Origin of the sequence: Klebsiella sp. CN_Kp113 (genome assembly GCF_040064585.1) — a bacterium.
Classification (GTDB): Bacteria; Pseudomonadota; Gammaproteobacteria; order Enterobacterales; family Enterobacteriaceae; genus Klebsiella; species Klebsiella michiganensis.
Genome location: NZ_JBEAID010000027.1, coordinates 59,947 through 78,322, shown reverse-complemented (window position 1 = coordinate 78,322; position 18,376 = coordinate 59,947). Strand labels below are relative to the sequence as shown.

The following is an 18,376-nucleotide window of genomic DNA, read 5'->3' as shown; positions in this document are numbered from 1 at the left end:
GGCGACTCCCTCTGTCTTCCCAGAGGGAGCGAAGGCGTTATCAACCGCGCAGATAGGTGTAGATTTTTTGCGTATTATCCAGCGAGCAAAGGCGGGTGCCCTGATTGATGGTTGCCGCACTACCCGCCGCAACGCCAAAGCGAACCATATCTTCAAGCGAGGCGTTTTCCGCCAGCCTTAAGGTCATTGCGCCGACCATACTGTCACCGGCGCCGACGGTGCTCTGGCTTTTCATCGGCGGCGGTACTACCTGAACGCTACCCTGGGCATCAACGCCGAGCGCACCCTGGGCGCCGAGGGAGACGACGACGCGCTGGACTTTGCCCGACCGAATGAGCTCCTGCGCCGCAAGACGCACATCATCCGGCTGGCTCAGATCCCGCTGTACCAGCGCGCTAAGCTCTTTCTGGTTCGGCTTAACCAGCTCGATATTGCCGACATCAAGCGCTGCGGCGAGCGCGTCACCGGAACTATCAACAATACAGCGCAATCCATGCTGCTGAGCGTTTTTGACCAGCTGCGTCAGGTTATCGACGCTGATGCCGGGCGGGAGACTTCCGCTAATCACCAGCAGGGAACCCGGGGCGATGGCGAGGACCTTTTCCTCAAGGAGCTGGAGCTCCTCCTTAGTTAACGCTGCGCCCGGCATCACGAAACGATATTGCTCGCCGCTGGCGTTCACATGCACGTGAAGATTCTGCCGCGTCCAGTCATGGGTCTCTACCGTATCGACGGGAACATGTTCATCCGTCAGCAGCGCCGTCAGGTGTTCGCCTGTCGCCCCGCCGACGGGAAAGATGGCTGTGGCGCTGCCGCCAAGAAAAGTGATGGCTCGCGCAACGTTAATTCCGCCGCCGCCGGGTTCAAACACGGGAGCGCTACAGCGCAGTTTGCCTTCCGGGTAAATTTGCGGGGTCTGGGTTGCGCTATCGAGCGAGGGGGCTAACGTGAGCGTATAGATTTTGGTCATCCAGTTTCCTCCATAATACGAATTTAGCTGCTCTGGTTTTAAGCATGGCACTTAAAGGAGGGAAGGGGAAGCGACGCGCCACTTATACAACGCAACCTCTTTTTATCTTTATGAAATAAAAATTGTTTTGAGAAGCGTCTTATACAAAAAATGAAAGAGTAATTGATTGCTAAGTTAATCGTGCTTTTTTATAATTTACTCCCTTTCTTAGGACCGGCTATCCGCGATCCTCGCGAAAGCTCCCGGGACCCTCCAGGTCTCCTTATAGGTTGTACGGACTTAAAATTAAATGAAGCTTTTGAAGACAGTACCCGCAGCGGCGTTGCTCGCGGGAGGGCTTTTTGCGTCTGCGTGCGCAATGGCCGATGATTCCGTTTTTACTGTCATGGATGACCCATCTTCTGCTAAAAAACCTTTCGAAGGTACTGTTAACGCCGGTTATCTGGCGCAGTCCGGCAATACGAAAAGTTCCTCAATGACCGCCGACTCCACATTGACCTGGTATGGCAATACCACCGCATGGTCGCTGTGGGGGAATGCCAGCAATACGTCGTCAAACGATCAGCGCTCTTCGGAAAGGTACGCGGTGGGGGGACGTAGTCGTTACAACCTGACTGACCAGAACTATATATTTGGCCAGGCCAGCTGGCTGACGGATCGTTACAATGGTTATCAGCAGCGGGATGTGTTTACCGCAGGTTATGGTCGACAGATTATGAACGGACCGGTACACAGCCTGCGTTTTGAATTTGGTCCTGGCGTACGCTACGACGAATATACCGACGGCGATACTGATACTCAGCCGTTGGGCTATGCTTCCGGCACTTACGCCTGGCAGATGACCGATAACGCCAAATTTACGCAAGGTGTTTCGGTATTCGGCGCTGAAGATACGACGCTGAACTCCGAAAGCGCGCTGAACGTTGCCATCAATGCTCACTTTGCCCTCAAGGTCGCCTATAACCTGACGTGGAACTCTGAGCCGCCGTCATCGGCGCCGGAACACACCGATCGCCGTACCACGCTATCGCTGGGTTATAAAATGTAATATTTCAGGCCAGATATTCTGGCCTGATTGTTTTAAATTTGGCAATAAGTGACATTATTATTTTTGGTCTCTCGTTTTGTTTTTTATAAAAAGAAATCGTCTTCATAATTTCCCCACAATTGCTATTTTGCTGACAAATATGCAGTTAATTTGACACGAAAAGATAAATATTGGGTCGGACAAAAATGTGATCTGGATCTATACTGTTGCACACAGGCGGCGATAACGACGCCGTTCTATTTATCTGAAACAAATAAGAGAATGACTATCATGAGAAATAGCAAAATCGCACTCGCGGCCGTGATGCTGTGCACGCTGTCTTTTGGCGCATTTGCCGCCGCTCCCGCACCGCAGCCGGGTAATAACGAGCATAACCAAGTTGGCATCGCCAAAGCTACCGATGTCGAAGCAGGCTCCAACATAGCGCCGGGCTCACAGTCTACCGGGCAGTCTATGAATGATGCTTTTGATGTTCATAAACTTGTCGCCGGCGAATGGTCCTGATATTTCATTGTTCTTGAACATCATCCTTTAATTATTTCGTGAAGCAGCAAACCGGGTAATGCCGTACCGGTTTTGCTTTCCGCACTTTGTGTTAAACATGCATAATTGATGTGAAAGCATAAATATTCTTTATGCGTCATATCGTCCTGCCGCGCTCTTTTGCCGTACGGTTCCGCAGCAATTACGCTGGGTTTGTTGCGCCGCGACTTTTTTTTCCATCAGCAATAACCATTTAGTCTCATGTGACTTTTATCACGCACTAATGATGTGTAAACTAACCGTCGGTGTTATCAACAGGCGGCTGCAGGTGGGTACGCGTCGGTGAACGAGCGTGCACATATTTTCGCAGAGTGAAGCGGGAACTGGGCCTGAACGTGTTGATAATTATGATTATATTGTTTTGTATGTGCTCTTTCGTGCGGGGCACCACTGCAAATAAGGACATGAAATGCCTGTAATTACGCTTCCTGATGGCAGCCAACGCCATTTTGATCACGCTGTGAGCCCGATGGACGTCGCTCTGGATATTGGCCCCGGTCTGGCGAAAGCCACCATCGCCGGCCGCGTCAACGGCGAGCTGGTTGACGCCTGCGACTTAATTGAAAACGACGCGACGCTCTCTATCATCACCGCGAAAGATGAAGATGGACTTGAGATTATTCGTCACTCCTGTGCGCACCTTTTGGGGCACGCGATTAAACAGCTGTGGCCAAATACCAAGATGGCGATCGGCCCGGTTGTCGACAACGGTTTCTACTATGATGTCGATCTGGACCATACCCTGACCCAGGAAGATATCGACGCGCTCGAAAAACGTATGCACGAGCTCGCCGAGAAAAACTACGACGTCATTAAGAAGAAAGTCAGCTGGCACGAAGCGCGTGAAACCTTCGTGAAGCGCGGCGAGAGCTATAAAGTCTCCATTCTTGATGAAAACATTGCGCATGATGACAAACCCGGTTTGTATCATCATGAAGAGTATGTCGACATGTGCCGTGGGCCGCACGTGCCGAATATGCGTTTCTGTCATCATTTCAAACTGATGAAGACCGCTGGCGCCTACTGGCGCGGCGATAGCAACAATAAAATGCTGCAGCGCATCTACGGAACCGCATGGGCAGATAAAAAAGCCTTAAATGCCTATCTGCAGCGTCTGGAAGAAGCCGCTAAGCGCGATCACCGTAAAATCGGTAAGCAGCTCGACCTGTATCATATGCAGGAAGAGGCGCCGGGCATGGTGTTCTGGCATAACGACGGCTGGACTATCTTCCGCGAACTGGAAACTTTTGTGCGTTCTAAGCTGAAAGAGTACCAGTATCAGGAAGTTAAAGGCCCGTTTATGATGGACCGTGTGCTGTGGGAAAAAACCGGCCACTGGGACAACTATAAAGATGCGATGTTCACCACCTCTTCCGAGAACCGTGAATACTGCATCAAGCCGATGAACTGCCCGGGCCACGTGCAGATCTTCAACCAGGGGCTGAAATCCTACCGCGATCTGCCGCTGCGTATGGCTGAATTCGGTAGCTGCCATCGTAATGAGCCGTCAGGCGCGCTGCATGGCCTGATGCGCGTACGTGGCTTTACTCAGGACGACGCCCATATCTTCTGTACTGAAGATCAGGTTCGCGATGAAGTGAACGCCTGTATTCGCATGGTCTACGATATGTACAGCACCTTTGGCTTCGAGAAAATCGTCGTCAAGCTGTCGACTCGCCCGGAAAAACGCATCGGTAGCGATGAGACATGGGATCGTGCTGAAGCGGATCTGGCCGTGGCGCTGGAAGAGAACAACATCCCGTTTGAGTATCAGCTGGGTGAAGGCGCGTTCTACGGTCCGAAAATTGAATTTACCCTGTATGACTGCCTCGATCGTGCATGGCAGTGCGGTACTGTACAGCTGGACTTCTCCCTGCCGCAGCGTTTAAGCGCCTCTTATGTGGGTGAAAATAACGAACGACAGGTACCGGTAATGATTCACCGCGCGATTCTTGGTTCGCTGGAGCGCTTTATTGGCATCCTGACCGAAGAGTTTGCGGGCTTCTTCCCGAGCTGGCTGGCGCCGGTGCAGGTTGTGGTCATGAATATTACTGATTCTCAGGCTGAATACGTTAACGAATTGACGCGTAAACTACAAAATGCGGGCATTCGCGTAAAAGCAGACTTGAGAAATGAGAAGATAGGCTTTAAAATCCGCGAGCACACTTTACGTCGTGTCCCTTACATGTTGGTCTGTGGCGACAAAGAGGTAGAAGCCGGCAAAGTTGCCGTGCGTACCCGTCGTGGCAAAGACTTGGGCAGCCTGGACGTAAATGAAGTTATCGAGAAGCTGCAACAAGAGATTCGCAGCCGCAGTCTAAAACAACTGGAGGAATAAGGTATTAAAGGCGGAAAACGAGTTCAAACGGCACGTCCGAATCGTATTAATGGCGAGATTCGCGCCCTGGAAGTTCGCTTAACTGGTCTGGAAGGCGAAGCTTTGGGTATTGTGAGTCTGAGAGAAGCGATCGAAAAAGCTGAAGAAGCTGGAGTAGATTTAGTTGAAATCAGCCCTAACGCCGAACCGCCAGTTTGTCGTATCATGGACTACGGCAAGTTCCTTTATGAAAAGAGCAAGTCTTCTAAGGAACAGAAGAAAAAGCAAAAAGTTATCCAGGTTAAGGAAATTAAGTTCCGTCCTGGCACCGACGATGGCGATTATCAGGTAAAACTCCGCAGCCTGATTCGCTTTCTGGAAGATGGCGATAAGGCCAAGATCACGCTGCGTTTTCGCGGCCGTGAGATGGCCCACCAACAGATCGGTATGGAAGTGCTTACCCGCGTCCGTGACGATCTGAGTGAACTGGCAGTAGTCGAATCCTTCCCAACGAAGATCGAAGGCCGCCAGATGATCATGGTGCTCGCTCCTAAGAAGAAACAGTAAGGCCTTCAAGTAGCAATGTCTGTGGAGCCTGCGGGTTCCGCAGCCGTTGTTCGCCTATGTTTCGTTTATTAACAATGCGAAGTGGAAGTTATTAAAATGCCAAAAATTAAGACCGTACGCGGTGCTGCTAAGCGCTTCAAAAAAACCGGTAAAGGTGGTTTTAAGCACAAGCACGCTAACCTGCGTCACATTCTGACCAAAAAAGCTACCAAGCGTAAACGTCACCTGCGTCCGAAAGCCATGGTTTCTAAAGGCGATCTGGGCCTGGTCATCGCGTGCCTGCCGTACGCATAAGTCGTTAACCCTTTTAACTTTTTAATTAGAATAGATACAGGAGAGCACATATGGCTCGCGTAAAACGTGGTGTAGTTGCCCGTGCACGTCACAAGAAAATTTTGAAACAAGCTAAAGGCTACTACGGTGCGCGTTCTCGCGTATACCGCGTTGCCTTCCAGGCTGTTATCAAAGCTGGTCAGTACGCTTATCGTGACCGTCGTCAGAAAAAGCGTCAGTTCCGTCAACTGTGGATTGCGCGTATCAACGCAGCAGCACGTCAGAACGGTATTTCTTACAGCAAATTCATCAACGGCCTGAAAAAAGCCTCTGTTGAAATCGACCGTAAGATCCTGGCTGACATCGCCGTATTCGACAAATTAGCGTTCACCGCGCTGGTCGAAAAAGCGAAAGCAGCTCTGGCATAAGCCAGTTGAAAGAGGGAGCTTGTCTCCCTCTTTTCGTTTCAAGACTATCAATACATTGACTTTTATCCGCGTAAGCTTTTCAATATCGATCTTACGTTTTTTACCAGACAAGGTAATGCAAGCATGAATGCTGCTATTTTCCGCTTCTTTTTTTACTTTAGCACCTGAACTCAGGAGGCTAGCGCGTGAAAGAAGAAACGGAAAACAGCGCCAAAAAGCCTCCCACTGTGGAGGCTTTTTTTGTATCTGAACTGGCTTGTTCTATTTCAAGCTCCAGACGTGTGGATTGACCGGGTCATTCGGTCAAATGGCGAATGACCCGCCGTCTGCGGCTCGAAATAGTGAAAGCAAAATAATAACCATAACCGGTGTCTGCACCGACATAATGAGGAAAACCATGTCACATCTCGCAGAGCTGGTTGCCAGTGCGAAGGCAGCCATTAACGAGGCATCAGATGTTGCTGCGCTGGACAACGTCCGCGTGGAATACCTGGGTAAAAAAGGGCTCCTGACCCTTCAGATGACGACCCTGCGTGAGCTGCCTGCTGAAGAGCGCCCGGCAGCCGGCGCGGTTATCAACGAAGCGAAAGAGCAGGTCCAGCAGGCGCTTAACGCGCGTAAGTCAGATCTTGAAAGCGCCGCTCTTAACGCGCGCCTGGCCTCGGAGACCATCGATGTCTCTCTGCCGGGGCGTCGTATTGAGAACGGTGGCCTGCATCCGGTGACCCGTACCATCGATCGTATTGAAAGTTTCTTCGGTGAGCTCGGCTTTACCGTCGCGACTGGCCCGGAAATCGAAGATGACTACCACAACTTCGATGCGCTGAATATTCCTGGCCACCATCCGGCACGCGCTGACCACGACACTTTCTGGTTTGATGCCACGCGCCTGCTGCGTACGCAAACCTCAGGCGTGCAGATCCGCACCATGGCTAACCAGCAGCCGCCGATCCGCATTATTGCGCCAGGCCGCGTCTATCGTAACGACTACGATCAGACCCACACCCCAATGTTCCATCAGATGGAAGGCCTGATCGTTGATACCAACATCAGCTTTACCAACCTGAAGGGAACGCTGCACGATTTCCTGCGTAACTTCTTTGAAGAAGATCTGCAGATTCGTTTTCGTCCGTCCTATTTCCCGTTCACCGAGCCGTCGGCCGAAGTCGACGTTATGGGGAAAAACGGGAAATGGCTGGAAGTGCTCGGCTGTGGGATGGTGCATCCAAACGTACTGCGCAACGTGGGTATCGATCCGGAAATCTATTCCGGCTTTGCCTTCGGCATGGGTATGGAGCGTCTGACCATGCTGCGCTACGGCGTGACCGACTTACGCGCGTTCTTCGAAAACGATCTGCGTTTCCTCAAACAGTTTAAATAAGGGCAGGACAGAACAATGAAATTCAGTGAACTGTGGTTACGCGAGTGGGTTAACCCAGCTATCGATAGCGAAGCGCTGTCGGACCAGATAACGATGGCCGGCCTTGAGGTTGACGGCGTTGAACCGGTTGCGGGCAGCTTCAACGGCGTTGTCGTTGGGGAAGTGGTTGAGTGCGCTCAGCACCCTAATGCTGACAAACTGCGCGTCACAAAAATTAACGTCGGCGGCGAACGCCTGCTGGACATCGTCTGCGGTGCGCCAAACTGCCGTCAGGGCCTGAAGGTTGCCGTTGCAACCATCGGTGCCGTACTGCCGGGCGATTTTAAAATTAAAGCGGCAAAGCTGCGCGGCGAGCCGTCGGAAGGCATGCTGTGCTCCTTCTCCGAGCTGGGGATCTCCGACGATCACAGCGGTATTATTGAACTGCCCGCCGACGCGCCGCTGGGTACCGATATCCGCGAATACCTGAAGCTCGACGATAACACTATCGAAATCAGCGTCACGCCGAACCGTGCCGACTGCCTGGGTATTATCGGCATTGCCCGCGATGTCGCCGTGCTCAACAAGGCGCCATTGAATGTCCCGGAAATGACCCCGGTGGCCGCGACCATCGACGACGTTCTGCCAATTCAGGTCGATGCGCCGGAAGCATGCCCGCGCTACCTGGGCCGTGTGGTAAAAGGCATTAATGTCAAAGCGCCGACGCCGTTATGGATGAAAGAGAAGCTGCGCCGCTGCGGCATTCGCTCCATCGATGCCGTGGTTGACGTGACCAACTACGTTCTGCTCGAGCTCGGTCAGCCGATGCACGCCTTCGATAAAGACCGCATTGAAGGCGGAATTATCGTGCGTATGGCTCATGAAGGCGAAACCCTGGTCCTGCTCGACGGCTCCGAGGCTAAGCTGGATACCGATACTCTGGTTATTGCTGACCACCAGAAAGCCCTGGCTATGGGCGGAATTTTCGGCGGCGAGCACTCCGGCGTAAACGATGAAACGCAAAACGTTCTGCTGGAATGCGCGTTCTTCAGCCCGCTGTCCATTACCGGCCGCGCCCGCCGTCATGGTCTGCATACCGATGCTTCCCACCGCTACGAGCGCGGCGTGGACTCCGCGCTGCAGTATCAGGCAATGGAGCGCGCAACCCGCCTGCTGATGGATATTTGCGGCGGTGAAGCGGGTCCGATTATTGACGTGACCAATGAAGCGACTCTGCCGAAGCCTGCGACCATCCGTTTGCGCCGCAGCAAACTGGATCGTCTGATTGGCCATCACATTGAAGATGCGCAGGTTAGCGACATTCTGCGTCGTCTGGGCTGTGAAGTTACCGAAGGCCAGGATGAGTGGCATGCCGTGGCGCCGAGCTGGCGTTTCGACATGGAGATCGAAGAAGACCTGGTCGAAGAGGTTGCCCGCGTCTATGGCTATAACAATATTCCTGACGAACCGGTGCAAGCGGGCCTGATCATGGGCAGCCACCGCGAAGCGGATCTGTCGCTTAAGCGCGTGAAAACGCTGCTCAACGACAAAGGCTATCAGGAAGTGATTACCTACAGCTTTGTTGACCCGAAAGTACAGCAGTGGATCCACGCCGGTGAAGAAGCGCTGATTCTGCCGAGCCCGATCTCCAGCGAAATGTCGGCGATGCGTCTGTCATTGTGGACTGGTCTGCTCGGGACTGTGGTCTACAACCAAAATCGCCAGCAGAGTCGCGTCCGCATCTTTGAGAGCGGCTTACGCTTTGTTCCCGATACGCAGGCCCCTCTGGGTATTCGCCAGGACGTGATGCTGGCTGGCGTCATCTGCGGTAACCGCTATGAAGAACACTGGAACCTGGCAAAAGAAACCGTCGATTTCTATGATTTAAAAGGCGATCTGGAGTCCGTTCTCGACCTCACGGGTAAACTGTCCGACATCGAATTCCGCATCGAAGCCAATAATGCGCTTCATCCGGGCCAGTCGGCGGCGATTTATCTGAAAGGTGAACGTATTGGTTTTATTGGGGTTGTTCATCCCGAGCTGGAACGTAAACTGGATCTGAACGGCCGCACGTTGGTGTTCGAGCTGGAGTGGAACAAGCTTGCAGACCGCGTGGTGCCTCAGGCGCGTGAAGTTTCTCGCTTCCCGGCGAACCGTCGCGACATCGCCGTCGTTGTGGCAGAAAACGTTCCCGCAGCCGATGTTTTAGCCGAGTGTAAGAAAGTTGGCGTAAATCAGGTAGTTGGCGTAAACTTATTTGACGTGTACCGCGGCAAGGGCGTAGCGGAAGGTTTCAAAAGCCTCGCTATCAGCCTTATCCTCCAGGATACCAGCCGTACACTCGAAGAAGAGGAGATTGCCGCTACCGTCGCCAAATGTGTAGAGGCATTGAAAGAGCGATTCCAGGCATCATTGAGGGATTGAACCTATGGCGCTTACAAAAGCTGAAATGTCAGAATATCTGTTTGATAAGCTTGGGCTTAGCAAGCGGGATGCCAAAGAGCTGGTAGAGTTGTTTTTCGAAGAAGTCCGTCGCGCTCTGGAAAACGGAGAGCAGGTAAAACTCTCCGGGTTCGGCAACTTCGATTTGCGAGATAAGAACCAACGCCCGGGCCGTAACCCGAAAACGGGAGAGGATATTCCTATTACAGCCCGGCGTGTGGTGACCTTCAGACCCGGACAGAAGTTAAAAAGCCGTGTCGAAAACGCTTCACCCAGAGAGAAATGATCTGGACTGACTAATCAAAAAGGCCGCTATGCGGCCTTTTTTCTTTTCCTGGCCGAATACCGTAAAATCAATCACATCCTTTTTCTCAACTCAGAAATCTATGCTGACCTTTGCTCAAACTCAACGGCGCCGCAACCGGCGCTGGCTTGCGGTATTAACGTTGCTGCTGCTGGTTACGTCGACCATCAGCCTGTGCGCGGGCGACCAGTGGATTGGCCCCGGTGAATGGTTTAGCGCCAAAGGCGAGCTGTTTATCTGGCAGATTCGTTTGCCGCGCACCCTGGCCGTCCTGCTGGTGGGCGCGGCGCTGGCCCTGTCCGGCGCGATTATGCAGGCGCTGTTTGAAAACCCGCTGGCGGAGCCCGGGCTGCTGGGGGTATCAAACGGCGCTGGGGTTGGTTTGATAGCCGCCGTGTTGCTGGGAAAAGGGCTGCTTCCGGGCTGGGCGCTGGGGCTGTGCGCCATCGCTGGCGCGCTGGTCATTACCTTTATTTTACTGCGTTTTGCCAGGCGGCATCTCTCGACCAGCCGCCTGCTGCTGGCGGGCGTGGCGCTCGGTATCATATGCAGCGCGCTGATGACCTGGGCGGTCTACTTCTCAACCTCTTTCGATCTCCGCCAGCTGATGTACTGGATGATGGGCGGCTTTGGCGGCGTGGACTGGCAGCAGCTGTGGCTGATGCTGGCCCTGCTGCCGGTGCTGGCCTGGGTGTGCCTGCAATCGCAGCCTCTTAATCTGTTAGCGCTGGGGGAGGTTTCCGCACGCCAGCTGGGGCTACCGCTGTGGCTATGGCGTAAAGTGCTGGTGGTGGCCACCGGCTGGCTGGTGGGCGTCAGCGTGGCGCTGGCCGGCGCGATCGGCTTTATTGGTCTGGTTATCCCGCATATTCTGCGCTTATGTGGTTTAAGCGATCACCGTGCGCTGCTTCCGGCCTGTTTGTTAGCGGGGGCCAGCGCACTGCTGGGCGCGGATATTATCGCGCGTCTGGCGCTTTCGGCGGCGGAATTGCCGATTGGCGTGGTCACCGCCACTCTGGGCGCGCCGGTGTTTATCTGGTTATTGCTGAAATCAGGCCGCCCGCAGTGAGGGGCGGCCGTAAGCGGTTGATACTATTACCAGCCCTTAATCGCATCGCCTTTGTAGACTTCCGCTGCCTTGTCGGCAACCTGCTGAGTCTGGAAGGCCTCTTTCAGCTCCTGGACTTTTTTGCTGTCTTTATTATCTTCGCGCGCAACAATGGCGTTGACGTACGGCGAGTCCGGGCCTTCCATAAATAGCCCATCGCGGGCAGCCGAGAGACCGGCCTGAGCGGAGAAGTTGGTGTTGATGATCGACAGGGCGACGTTCGGGTCATCAAGTGTACGGGTCAGCTGCGGCGTGTCGACTTCCACGATTTTCAGCTGCTTAGGATTATCGATAATGTCCAGCGTCGTCGGCAGGTAGCCTGTACCCTCTTTCAGCTTGATTAAACCTTGCGCCTGCAGCAGCAGCAGGCTGCGGCCCAGGGTTGTGGTTTCGTTAGAGATGGAAATCGTCGCGCCGTCAGGCAGTTCGCTGATATTTTTGATTTTCTTCGAGTAGGCGGCGATCGGGAAGACGAAGGTTTTACCGACAATGGCAAACTTATAGCCGCGCTCTTTTGATTGTGCCTCAAGGTAAGGCAGCGTCTGGAAGGCGTTAGCATCGACGTCTTTATTGTTCAGGGCTTCGTTCGGCAGAACGTAATCATTAAATGAGATTACCTCGACGTCGAGGTTGTATTTCTCTTTGGCCACCTGTTCTACGACTTTCCAGATAGCCTCATCCGGCCCGGTATTAATGGCGACTTTAATCTTATTATCTTCATCCGGCGAGCAGGCCGAAAGCAGCGTAACGGAGGCCGCGATTAACACCGCGCTAAACATCTTCTTCATCAATAAAACTCTCTTAAATTAACAATTAACGAAATGCTATTACATCCATCCACCACTGTACACTGAATTGCGCGCTCCCGGTGTTGAGATGAATTCATGTTGTGCTGCCTGTTACATCAAGAGACACTCCCGGGGGATTCAAAGTAGAATGACCCAGTCTGAATCCGCTACAGTAGATAGGGATCACCTGAAGCAGTAACCGGTATATTCACTGAGGGAAGGCTATGCAACACGATATTCTCAATACTGAAGTCACCACCATTGATGGTGAGAAAACAACGCTCACCCCGTGGGCAGGCAACGTCCTGTTGATTGTCAACGTCGCGTCAAAGTGCGGCCTGACGCCGCAGTATGAGCAGCTGGAGGCGCTGCAAAAAGATTTAGAAAGCGAAGGTTTTAGCGTACTGGGCTTTCCGTGCAACCAGTTTCTGGGTCAGGAGCCGGGTAGCGAAGAAGAGATTAAAACGTTCTGTAGCACGACTTACGGCGTGACATTCCCGATGTTCAGCAAAATTGACGTCAACGGCGAACATCGCGCGCCTCTGTACCAGAAGCTGGTTGAGGCCGCCCCGCAGGCTATCGCCCCGGAAGGCAGCGGTTTTTATGAGCGCATGGCCAGCAAAGGCAGAGCGCCGCTGTACGTGGATGATATTCTGTGGAACTTTGAAAAATTCCTCATCGGCCGCGATGGTCAGGTCATCGGCCGTTTCTCACCGGATATGACGCCGGATGATCCGCAGCTGGTGGCCGCTATTAAAGGAGCTTTAGCCAAATAATGCCGTTTTTGATGCAGCTACAGGATGTAGAAGAGGCGGGGCGGCTGGCGCCGTTTTCAGCCGATATCCGGCCGGGAGAGATCGTTCATCTGGTGGGGCCAAACGGGGCGGGGAAAAGCACGCTGCTGGCGCGTATGGCGGGGCTCTCTGCTGGCCCGGGTCAGGTAAAACTGAATGGACGCCCGCTGAATGACTGGCTGGCGCCGGAGCTGGCGCGTCATCGGGCCTATTTAAGCCAGCACCAGATGCCGCCTTTCGCCATGCCGGTCTGGCATTATCTGTCGCTGCATCTCCAGGACGACGCGCACAACGGGCTACTGACGACCATCGCGGAGAAGCTGGGCTTAGGCGACAAGCTTGGGCGCCAGGTGAATCACATCTCCGGCGGGGAGTGGCAGCGCGTGCGCCTGGCGGCGGTAATACTGCAGATTCATCGTCAGGCTAACGCGTCCGGACAGTTGCTATTGCTGGATGAACCGATGAACAGCCTGGACGTGGCGCAGCAGGCCGCGCTCGACCGACTGTTAAGCGAACTCTGCGCCTCGGGGATTGCCGTCGTGATGAGCAGCCATGACCTGAATCATACCCTCCGACACGCCCATCGCTCCTGGCTTATCTGCCGGGGGGAGACGATCGCCTGCGGCAGCACCGCCGAGGTATTAAGCGAAGAGAATTTAACCGCCGCCTATGCCATGGACTTCCAGCGGGTCGAGGTGGCGGGTCATCTTATGCTCGTTGCGTCACAGTAGCACGCAGTCAGCTTGCCAGCGAATTGATAAACAAGGTAAATTATCCTGCTATCAGGATAGGGAACAGAGGATTCGTCTGAGATGCGTTTTTGGCTCGTTATGTGTGTTGCGTTATTTCTGGCGGGTTGTAGCAGCCACCGGGCGCCGCCGCCCAATCCACGGCTTGCTGATTCGATTACCGTTGTTGCTAACCTGAATGAGCAGCTAAGGAACTGGCGGGGAGCGCCGTATCGCTACGGCGGCATGTCGCCGCGCGGCGTTGATTGCTCCGGGTTTGTGCTGATGACCTTCCGCGATAAGTTCGCGTTGCAGCTGCCGCGTGAAACGCGTGAACAGGCGGAGATCGGCACGAAAATCGATAAGAGCGAACTGCTGCCCGGCGATCTGGTCTTCTTCAAGACCGGTTCCGGAGAGAGCGGTCTGCACGTCGGTATTTACGATACGGATAACCAGTTTATCCACGCCTCCACCAGCCAGGGCGTGACGCGATCGTCGCTGGATAATGTCTACTGGCATAAAAAATTCTGGCAGGCGCGAAGGATCTAGCCTCGATACGTCAAAGCGTAGCGTGGCGTTTTCTTGCCCGGCGGCGGTAACGCCTTACCGGGCAGCGCCACAACGCCCGTCTAGTCTTTTATCGCAATAACCCATCCAATCCTCCGTGTTAATAATTTGTTGAAAGCACTACACTGAAGGCAGGAGGAACCATGACCCTGTCTTTTACTACCCACTGGCGTGATGAACTGCCGGATTTTTACACCGCTTTAGCCCCTACGCCGCTGGAGAATGCGCGGCTTGTCTGGCACAACGCTCCGCTGGCGCGAACGCTGGGCGTTGACGCGTCGTTATTCAGCCCGCAGAAGGGCGCTGGCGTATGGGGCGGCGAAACGCTACTGCCGGGAATGTCGCCGCTGGCGCAGGTTTACAGCGGCCACCAGTTCGGCGCCTGGGCCGGGCAGCTCGGCGACGGGCGCGGTATTCTGCTCGGCGAACAGCAGCTCGCTGATGGTCGTCGCTTTGACTGGCACCTTAAAGGCGCCGGGCTCACTCCCTATTCGCGAATGGGCGACGGGCGGGCGGTGCTGCGCTCGACGATCCGCGAGGCGCTGGCCTCGGAAGCGATGCATGCGTTGGGCATTCCAACCACCCGCGCGCTGGCGATAGTGGCCAGCGATACGCCGGTATACCGCGAAACCGTCGAGCGCGGGGCAATGCTGATGCGGCTGGCGGAAAGCCACGTTCGTTTCGGCCATTTTGAGCATTTTTACTACCGTCGCGAGCCTCTGAAAGTGCAGCAGCTGGCGGATTACGTGATTCGTCACCACTGGCTGCATCTGCAAAATGAAGCGGATAAGTACCTTCTGTGGCTCAGTGACGTTGTCACTCGAACCGCGGAGATGATTGCCTGCTGGCAAACGGTGGGCTTTGCCCACGGGGTGATGAATACCGACAATATGTCAATTCTCGGCCTGACGATGGACTACGGTCCGTACGGTTTCCTTGATGATTTCCAGCCTGGCTTTATCTGTAACCACTCCGATTATCAAGGGCGCTACAGCTTTGATAATCAGCCGGCGGTAGGGCTATGGAACCTGCAACGTCTGGCGCAGACGCTCTCGCCGTTTATCAGCGCTGAGGCGCTGAACGGCGCGCTGGATAGTTACCAGCAAGCCCTGCTGACGGCGTATGGCCGCCGCATGCGCGACAAGCTCGGATTGTTTACCCAGCAAAAAGGGGATAACGAACTGCTGGACGGCCTGTTTACGCTGATGGAACGCGAGGGCAGCGACTATACGCGGACCTTCCGGATGCTCAGCGTCAGCGAGCAGGAGAGCGCCGCCTCGCCGCTACGCGATGAGTTTATCGACCGCGAGACGTTCGATAGCTGGTTTACCGCTTATCGCGCGCGCCTGCGCGATGAACAGGTTGACGATGCGCAAAGGCAGATGCGGATGCGCAGCGTGAACCCGGCGATCGTGCTGCGTAACTGGCTGGCCCAGCGGGCCATTGAACAGGCGGAGCAGGGGGATATGAGCGAGCTGGAGCGCCTGCATAGCGCACTCTCTCACCCCTTTGCCGATCGGACGGATGAGTATATTCAGCGTCCACCGGACTGGGGAAGGCGTCTTGAAGTAAGCTGTTCCAGCTAGCGATCGTTATCCCTGCCTTTATCGGCGGGGATAATTATTTGGTCAGGATCAGCTTACCCGAATGGGTCTGACGCAGCAGGTAGCGCTGACCGCGATGTTCAATCACCACCCGTCCCTCGCTGCCTAATAATGTCCGGCTGCTTATCTCTTTGTCCGTCGGCACCGGATACGGGGCATTGTCTGTTGTTTTTTCTGCTGTGGCAGTGTTATCCATACGCGTCATAGCACTAAAAATAAAAATCAAGGTAACAATGATAATCATTATCAATAATGTTGTTTTTCACGCAAGCTTTATTTAGCGGAATACCAGATTTAGCAGGTGTCGGGCCGGTCGATGGCGGAAAATCGCTCCCCACCGCGCGTACGGTGGGGAGGGGAACTACAGGCGGGTGGCGGTGGCGGCGGCTAATTCATCCAGCAGCCGTTCGCTATCGTCCCAGCTCAGGCAGGGATCGGTAATCGATTGTCCCCAGGTCAGCGGCTGGCCCGCGACGACCTTCTGCGTGCCTTCCTGAAGGAAACTCTCGGCCATGATCCCGGCGATGGCGGTCGAGCCGGCGCGGATCTGCTGGCAGATGTCGGCGCAAACGTCCAGCTGACGGCGGTGCTGTTTCTGGCAATTGCCGTGGCTAAAATCCACCACCAGCTGTTCCGGCAGGTCGAACTCCGCCAGCGCTTCCCCGGCGGCGGCGATATCGGCGGCGTGGTAATTCGGCTTTTTACCGCCGCGCATAATGATATGGCCGTACGGATTGCCGCTGGTCTGGTAGATGGTCATCTGTCCCTGCTTATCCGGCGACAGGAACATATGGCTGGCGCGGGAAGCGCGGATCGCATCAACGGCGATACGGGTATTGCCATCGGTACCGTTCTTAAAGCCTACCGGGCACGAGAGCGCCGAGGCCATTTCGCGGTGGATCTGGCTCTCGGTCGTACGCGCGCCGATAGCGCCCCAGCTGATCAGGTCGGCAATAAACTGCCCGGTCACCATATCGAGAAACTCGGTGGCGGTCGGCACGCCCAGTTCATTGACCTGCAGCAGCAGGCTACGCGCCAGCTCAAGGCCGTGATTCACCCGATAGCTGCCGTTCAGGTCGGGGTCGGAGATCAGCCCCTTCCAGCCAACCACCGTACGCGGCTTCTCAAAATAGGTACGCATCACGATTTCCAGCTGCGGCTGGTAACGTTCGCGCATACCCTGCAGGCGGCGCGCATACTCCATCGCCGCATCAATATCGTGAATGGAACAGGGACCGATCACCACCAGCAGGCGGCGATCTTCACCGTTGAGGATTTTCTCGATTCGGCGGCGTGAGGCGGAAACGTGTGCGGCAACGTCGGCAGACACTGGATGCCGCTGAGCCAGTTCCGCAGGCGTTACCAGGCTTTCAATGCGCGCGGTACGCAATTCGTCTGTTTTATTCATTGGGGTCTCAAAATCTGTTTCTTCCGCGGCGAAAATGCCGGGAAGTGATGCGCATCACGATAAACCAATCCCCGCTTATTGCAAGAGCAGGGCATGATCCTGTATAGGGCTCAGGTGATAGCATAAACAAATTTTTAATAATGTACTAGTGTGTTAGTACATTCTGCGGCTTAACCCCATAATATCCATGATTTTGGTAGCGATCTCTTCCACGGAATAGTTGGTACTGTTCAGGCAAGGTATCTTGTTTTTGCGGTAAAGCGCCTCGACTTCGGTCACTTCCATCCGGCACTGGCGCATGGAAGCATAGCGGCTGTTTTCCCGCCGCTCTTCGCGGATGGCCGCCAGGCGCTCCGGATTGATCGTTAAGCCGAAGAGTTTGTGCTGTAGCGGCTTAAGCGAAGCCGGAAGAATCAGGTTGTCCATATCATCGGCGATAAACGGGTAGTTAGCGGCGCGGATACCGTACTGCATCGCCAGATACAGGCTGGTGGGGGTTTTCCCGCAGCGCGAAACGCCGAGGAGGATCACCTGGGCCTGATCGAGATTACGCAGAGAAATTCCGTCATCGTGGGCAAGGGTGTAGTCGATAGCGGCGATACGCGCGTCGTATTTGTTCAGGTTACCGGGCGTCAGGCCGTGGGTGCGGTGAGCGATTGGCGTCGGATCGAGGCGCAGCTCCTGCTGCAGGGGGGCCACCAGCGCCTGGACGATATCCTGACAAAAGCCTTCGCTTTGTAGGATGATGTCGCGGATTTCCGGCAGCACGATGGAGTAGAACACCAGCGGTCTAATGCCGGTCTGCTGGAAAATCGCGTCGATTTGCTCCTTCACGGCGCGCGCGCGGCTAATATTTTCGACAAACGGCAGGGTTACGCTGCTGGTGGCGACCGGGAATTGCGACATGACCGCATGACCCAGAACTTCCGCCGTAATAGCGGTACCGTCGGAAATATAAAATACGTGGCGATCTACAGCACTTTCCATTTTGACCATCCGGTATAATGAGTTTAATTGTCTGAAAGCTGATATTAAATTTAAGCATAACGCTCCAGGCTTTGTCTCATATTTAAAAAATGAAACGCTATTTTTATTTTTAATGAAAAGGTGAGTTCATTTTTCGCAAC

At 54.4% G+C, this 18,376-nt stretch carries 20 protein-coding genes and 1 other annotated feature; of the genes, 15 read left to right on the top strand and 5 right to left on the bottom strand.

The window, feature by feature from the left end; genetic code table 11:
• Positions 1–40 precede the first annotated feature (40 nt).
• Positions 41–970, bottom strand: coding sequence for a 6-phosphofructokinase II (pfkB, locus tag ABLV30_RS18805; protein WP_025108227.1), 930 nt, complete (start codon positions 968–970; stop codon positions 41–43).
• Positions 971–1,259: 289 nt separating this feature from the next.
• Between pfkB and ABLV30_RS18800 the strand changes: the two genes are divergently transcribed.
• The 11 genes from ABLV30_RS18800 to btuC all read left to right on the top strand — a co-directional run bounded on the left by ABLV30_RS18800 (position 1,260) and on the right by btuC (position 11,321).
• Positions 1,260–2,018, top strand: a complete 759-nt coding sequence (locus tag ABLV30_RS18800; RefSeq protein ID WP_004851801.1) for a YdiY family protein — start codon at positions 1,260–1,262, stop codon at positions 2,016–2,018.
• Between the two features lie 270 nt (positions 2,019–2,288).
• Complete coding sequence (locus ABLV30_RS18795) at positions 2,289–2,522, top strand: hypothetical protein (protein WP_049082818.1); 234 nt, start codon at positions 2,289–2,291, stop codon at positions 2,520–2,522.
• 448 nt (positions 2,523–2,970) lie between these two features.
• Positions 2,971–4,899 (top strand): threonine--tRNA ligase, encoded by a 1,929-nt coding sequence (gene thrS / locus ABLV30_RS18790; RefSeq protein WP_004102966.1) that lies wholly within the window; start codon positions 2,971–2,973, stop codon positions 4,897–4,899.
• 3 nt (positions 4,900–4,902) lie between these two features.
• Entirely contained in the window at positions 4,903–5,445 is a 543-nt protein-coding gene (gene infC / locus ABLV30_RS18785) for a translation initiation factor IF-3 (RefSeq protein ID WP_052746887.1), read from the top strand.
• Positions 5,446–5,541: 96 nt separating this feature from the next.
• On the top strand, positions 5,542–5,739 hold the full coding sequence (rpmI, locus tag ABLV30_RS18780) for a 50S ribosomal protein L35 (RefSeq protein WP_001124225.1): 198 nt from the start codon (positions 5,542–5,544) through the stop codon (positions 5,737–5,739).
• Between the two features lie 50 nt (positions 5,740–5,789).
• Positions 5,790–6,146: a 50S ribosomal protein L20 gene (rplT, locus tag ABLV30_RS18775; RefSeq protein WP_004102963.1), complete on the top strand. Its 357-nt coding sequence runs from the start codon at positions 5,790–5,792 to the stop codon at positions 6,144–6,146.
• A 118-nt stretch (positions 6,147–6,264) separates the two neighbouring features.
• Positions 6,265–6,390 (top strand) — a sequence feature (Phe leader region).
• Entirely contained in the window at positions 6,270–6,314 is a 45-nt protein-coding gene (pheM, locus tag ABLV30_RS18770; RefSeq protein WP_001386830.1) for a pheST operon leader peptide PheM, read from the top strand. (Overlaps the previous feature by 45 nt.)
• Positions 6,391–6,543: 153 nt before the next feature.
• Positions 6,544–7,527, top strand: coding sequence for a phenylalanine--tRNA ligase subunit alpha (gene pheS, locus ABLV30_RS18765; RefSeq protein WP_004851795.1), 984 nt, complete (start codon positions 6,544–6,546; stop codon positions 7,525–7,527).
• A gap of 15 nt (positions 7,528–7,542) precedes the next feature.
• The gene (gene pheT / locus ABLV30_RS18760; RefSeq protein ID WP_154950515.1) at positions 7,543–9,930 is read left to right on the top strand and encodes a phenylalanine--tRNA ligase subunit beta; all 2,388 of its coding nucleotides are present in this window, start codon (positions 7,543–7,545) and stop codon (positions 9,928–9,930) included.
• A 4-nt stretch (positions 9,931–9,934) separates the two neighbouring features.
• On the top strand, positions 9,935–10,234 hold the full coding sequence (gene ihfA, locus ABLV30_RS18755; RefSeq protein WP_004851790.1) for an integration host factor subunit alpha: 300 nt from the start codon (positions 9,935–9,937) through the stop codon (positions 10,232–10,234).
• A gap of 100 nt (positions 10,235–10,334) precedes the next feature.
• Positions 10,335–11,321 carry a vitamin B12 ABC transporter permease BtuC gene (btuC, locus tag ABLV30_RS18750; RefSeq protein WP_009653750.1) on the top strand — a complete coding sequence of 329 codons (987 nt, stop codon included), beginning with the start codon at positions 10,335–10,337 and terminating at the stop codon, positions 11,319–11,321.
• 26 nt (positions 11,322–11,347) lie between these two features.
• Here btuC and ABLV30_RS18745 read toward each other — a convergent pair whose 3' ends face one another.
• Positions 11,348–12,148: a MetQ/NlpA family lipoprotein gene (locus ABLV30_RS18745; RefSeq protein WP_014229729.1), complete on the bottom strand. Its 801-nt coding sequence runs from the start codon at positions 12,146–12,148 to the stop codon at positions 11,348–11,350.
• A gap of 224 nt (positions 12,149–12,372) precedes the next feature.
• Between ABLV30_RS18745 and ABLV30_RS18740 the strand changes: the two genes are divergently transcribed.
• From ABLV30_RS18740 to selO, 4 genes are all read left to right on the top strand, one after another.
• Positions 12,373–12,924, top strand: a complete 552-nt coding sequence (locus ABLV30_RS18740; RefSeq protein WP_014229728.1) for a glutathione peroxidase — start codon at positions 12,373–12,375, stop codon at positions 12,922–12,924.
• Entirely contained in the window at positions 12,924–13,673 is a 750-nt protein-coding gene (gene btuD, locus ABLV30_RS18735) for a vitamin B12 ABC transporter ATP-binding protein BtuD (protein WP_154950517.1), read from the top strand. Before ABLV30_RS18740 ends, btuD begins: the two co-directional genes overlap by 1 nt.
• 81 nt (positions 13,674–13,754) lie before the next feature.
• Positions 13,755–14,219 (top strand): NlpC/P60 family protein, encoded by a 465-nt coding sequence (locus ABLV30_RS18730; protein WP_038424642.1) that lies wholly within the window; start codon positions 13,755–13,757, stop codon positions 14,217–14,219.
• 161 nt (positions 14,220–14,380) lie between these two features.
• The gene (selO, locus tag ABLV30_RS18725) at positions 14,381–15,823 is read left to right on the top strand and encodes a protein adenylyltransferase SelO (RefSeq protein ID WP_348865642.1); all 1,443 of its coding nucleotides are present in this window, start codon (positions 14,381–14,383) and stop codon (positions 15,821–15,823) included.
• A gap of 34 nt (positions 15,824–15,857) precedes the next feature.
• Here selO and hemP read toward each other — a convergent pair whose 3' ends face one another.
• The 3 genes from hemP to ABLV30_RS18710 all read right to left on the bottom strand — a co-directional run bounded on the left by hemP (position 15,858) and on the right by ABLV30_RS18710 (position 18,236).
• Positions 15,858–16,037 carry a hemin uptake protein HemP gene (gene hemP / locus ABLV30_RS18720; RefSeq protein WP_160741222.1) on the bottom strand — a complete coding sequence of 60 codons (180 nt, stop codon included), beginning with the start codon at positions 16,035–16,037 and terminating at the stop codon, positions 15,858–15,860.
• 165 nt (positions 16,038–16,202) lie between these two features.
• Positions 16,203–17,249, bottom strand: a complete 1,047-nt coding sequence (gene aroH / locus ABLV30_RS18715; RefSeq protein ID WP_025108222.1) for a 3-deoxy-7-phosphoheptulonate synthase AroH — start codon at positions 17,247–17,249, stop codon at positions 16,203–16,205.
• Between the two features lie 153 nt (positions 17,250–17,402).
• Entirely contained in the window at positions 17,403–18,236 is an 834-nt protein-coding gene (locus tag ABLV30_RS18710) for a pyruvate, water dikinase regulatory protein (RefSeq protein ID WP_004851771.1), read from the bottom strand.
• Positions 18,237–18,376 lie beyond the last annotated feature (140 nt).

What these genes read in the sequence shown, in the direction of transcription:
- pfkB (WP_025108227.1), bottom strand. Translation starts at nt 970, where the DNA reads ATGACCAAAATCTATACGCTCACGTTAGCCCCCTCGCTCGATAGCGCA.
- ABLV30_RS18800 (WP_004851801.1), top strand. Translation starts at nt 1,260, where the DNA reads ATGAAGCTTTTGAAGACAGTACCCGCAGCGGCGTTGCTCGCGGGAGGG.
- ABLV30_RS18795 (WP_049082818.1), top strand. Translation starts at nt 2,289, where the DNA reads ATGAGAAATAGCAAAATCGCACTCGCGGCCGTGATGCTGTGCACGCTG.
- thrS (WP_004102966.1), top strand. Translation starts at nt 2,971, where the DNA reads ATGCCTGTAATTACGCTTCCTGATGGCAGCCAACGCCATTTTGATCAC.
- rpmI (WP_001124225.1), top strand. Translation starts at nt 5,542, where the DNA reads ATGCCAAAAATTAAGACCGTACGCGGTGCTGCTAAGCGCTTCAAAAAA.
- rplT (WP_004102963.1), top strand. Translation starts at nt 5,790, where the DNA reads ATGGCTCGCGTAAAACGTGGTGTAGTTGCCCGTGCACGTCACAAGAAA.
- pheS (WP_004851795.1), top strand. Translation starts at nt 6,544, where the DNA reads ATGTCACATCTCGCAGAGCTGGTTGCCAGTGCGAAGGCAGCCATTAAC.
- pheT (WP_154950515.1), top strand. Translation starts at nt 7,543, where the DNA reads ATGAAATTCAGTGAACTGTGGTTACGCGAGTGGGTTAACCCAGCTATC.
- ihfA (WP_004851790.1), top strand. Translation starts at nt 9,935, where the DNA reads ATGGCGCTTACAAAAGCTGAAATGTCAGAATATCTGTTTGATAAGCTT.
- btuC (WP_009653750.1), top strand. Translation starts at nt 10,335, where the DNA reads ATGCTGACCTTTGCTCAAACTCAACGGCGCCGCAACCGGCGCTGGCTT.
- ABLV30_RS18745 (WP_014229729.1), bottom strand. Translation starts at nt 12,148, where the DNA reads ATGAAGAAGATGTTTAGCGCGGTGTTAATCGCGGCCTCCGTTACGCTG.
- ABLV30_RS18740 (WP_014229728.1), top strand. Translation starts at nt 12,373, where the DNA reads ATGCAACACGATATTCTCAATACTGAAGTCACCACCATTGATGGTGAG.
- btuD (WP_154950517.1), top strand. Translation starts at nt 12,924, where the DNA reads ATGCCGTTTTTGATGCAGCTACAGGATGTAGAAGAGGCGGGGCGGCTG.
- ABLV30_RS18730 (WP_038424642.1), top strand. Translation starts at nt 13,755, where the DNA reads ATGCGTTTTTGGCTCGTTATGTGTGTTGCGTTATTTCTGGCGGGTTGT.
- selO (WP_348865642.1), top strand. Translation starts at nt 14,381, where the DNA reads ATGACCCTGTCTTTTACTACCCACTGGCGTGATGAACTGCCGGATTTT.
- hemP (WP_160741222.1), bottom strand. Translation starts at nt 16,037, where the DNA reads ATGGATAACACTGCCACAGCAGAAAAAACAACAGACAATGCCCCGTAT.
- aroH (WP_025108222.1), bottom strand. Translation starts at nt 17,249, where the DNA reads ATGAATAAAACAGACGAATTGCGTACCGCGCGCATTGAAAGCCTGGTA.
- ABLV30_RS18710 (WP_004851771.1), bottom strand. Translation starts at nt 18,236, where the DNA reads ATGGAAAGTGCTGTAGATCGCCACGTATTTTATATTTCCGACGGTACC.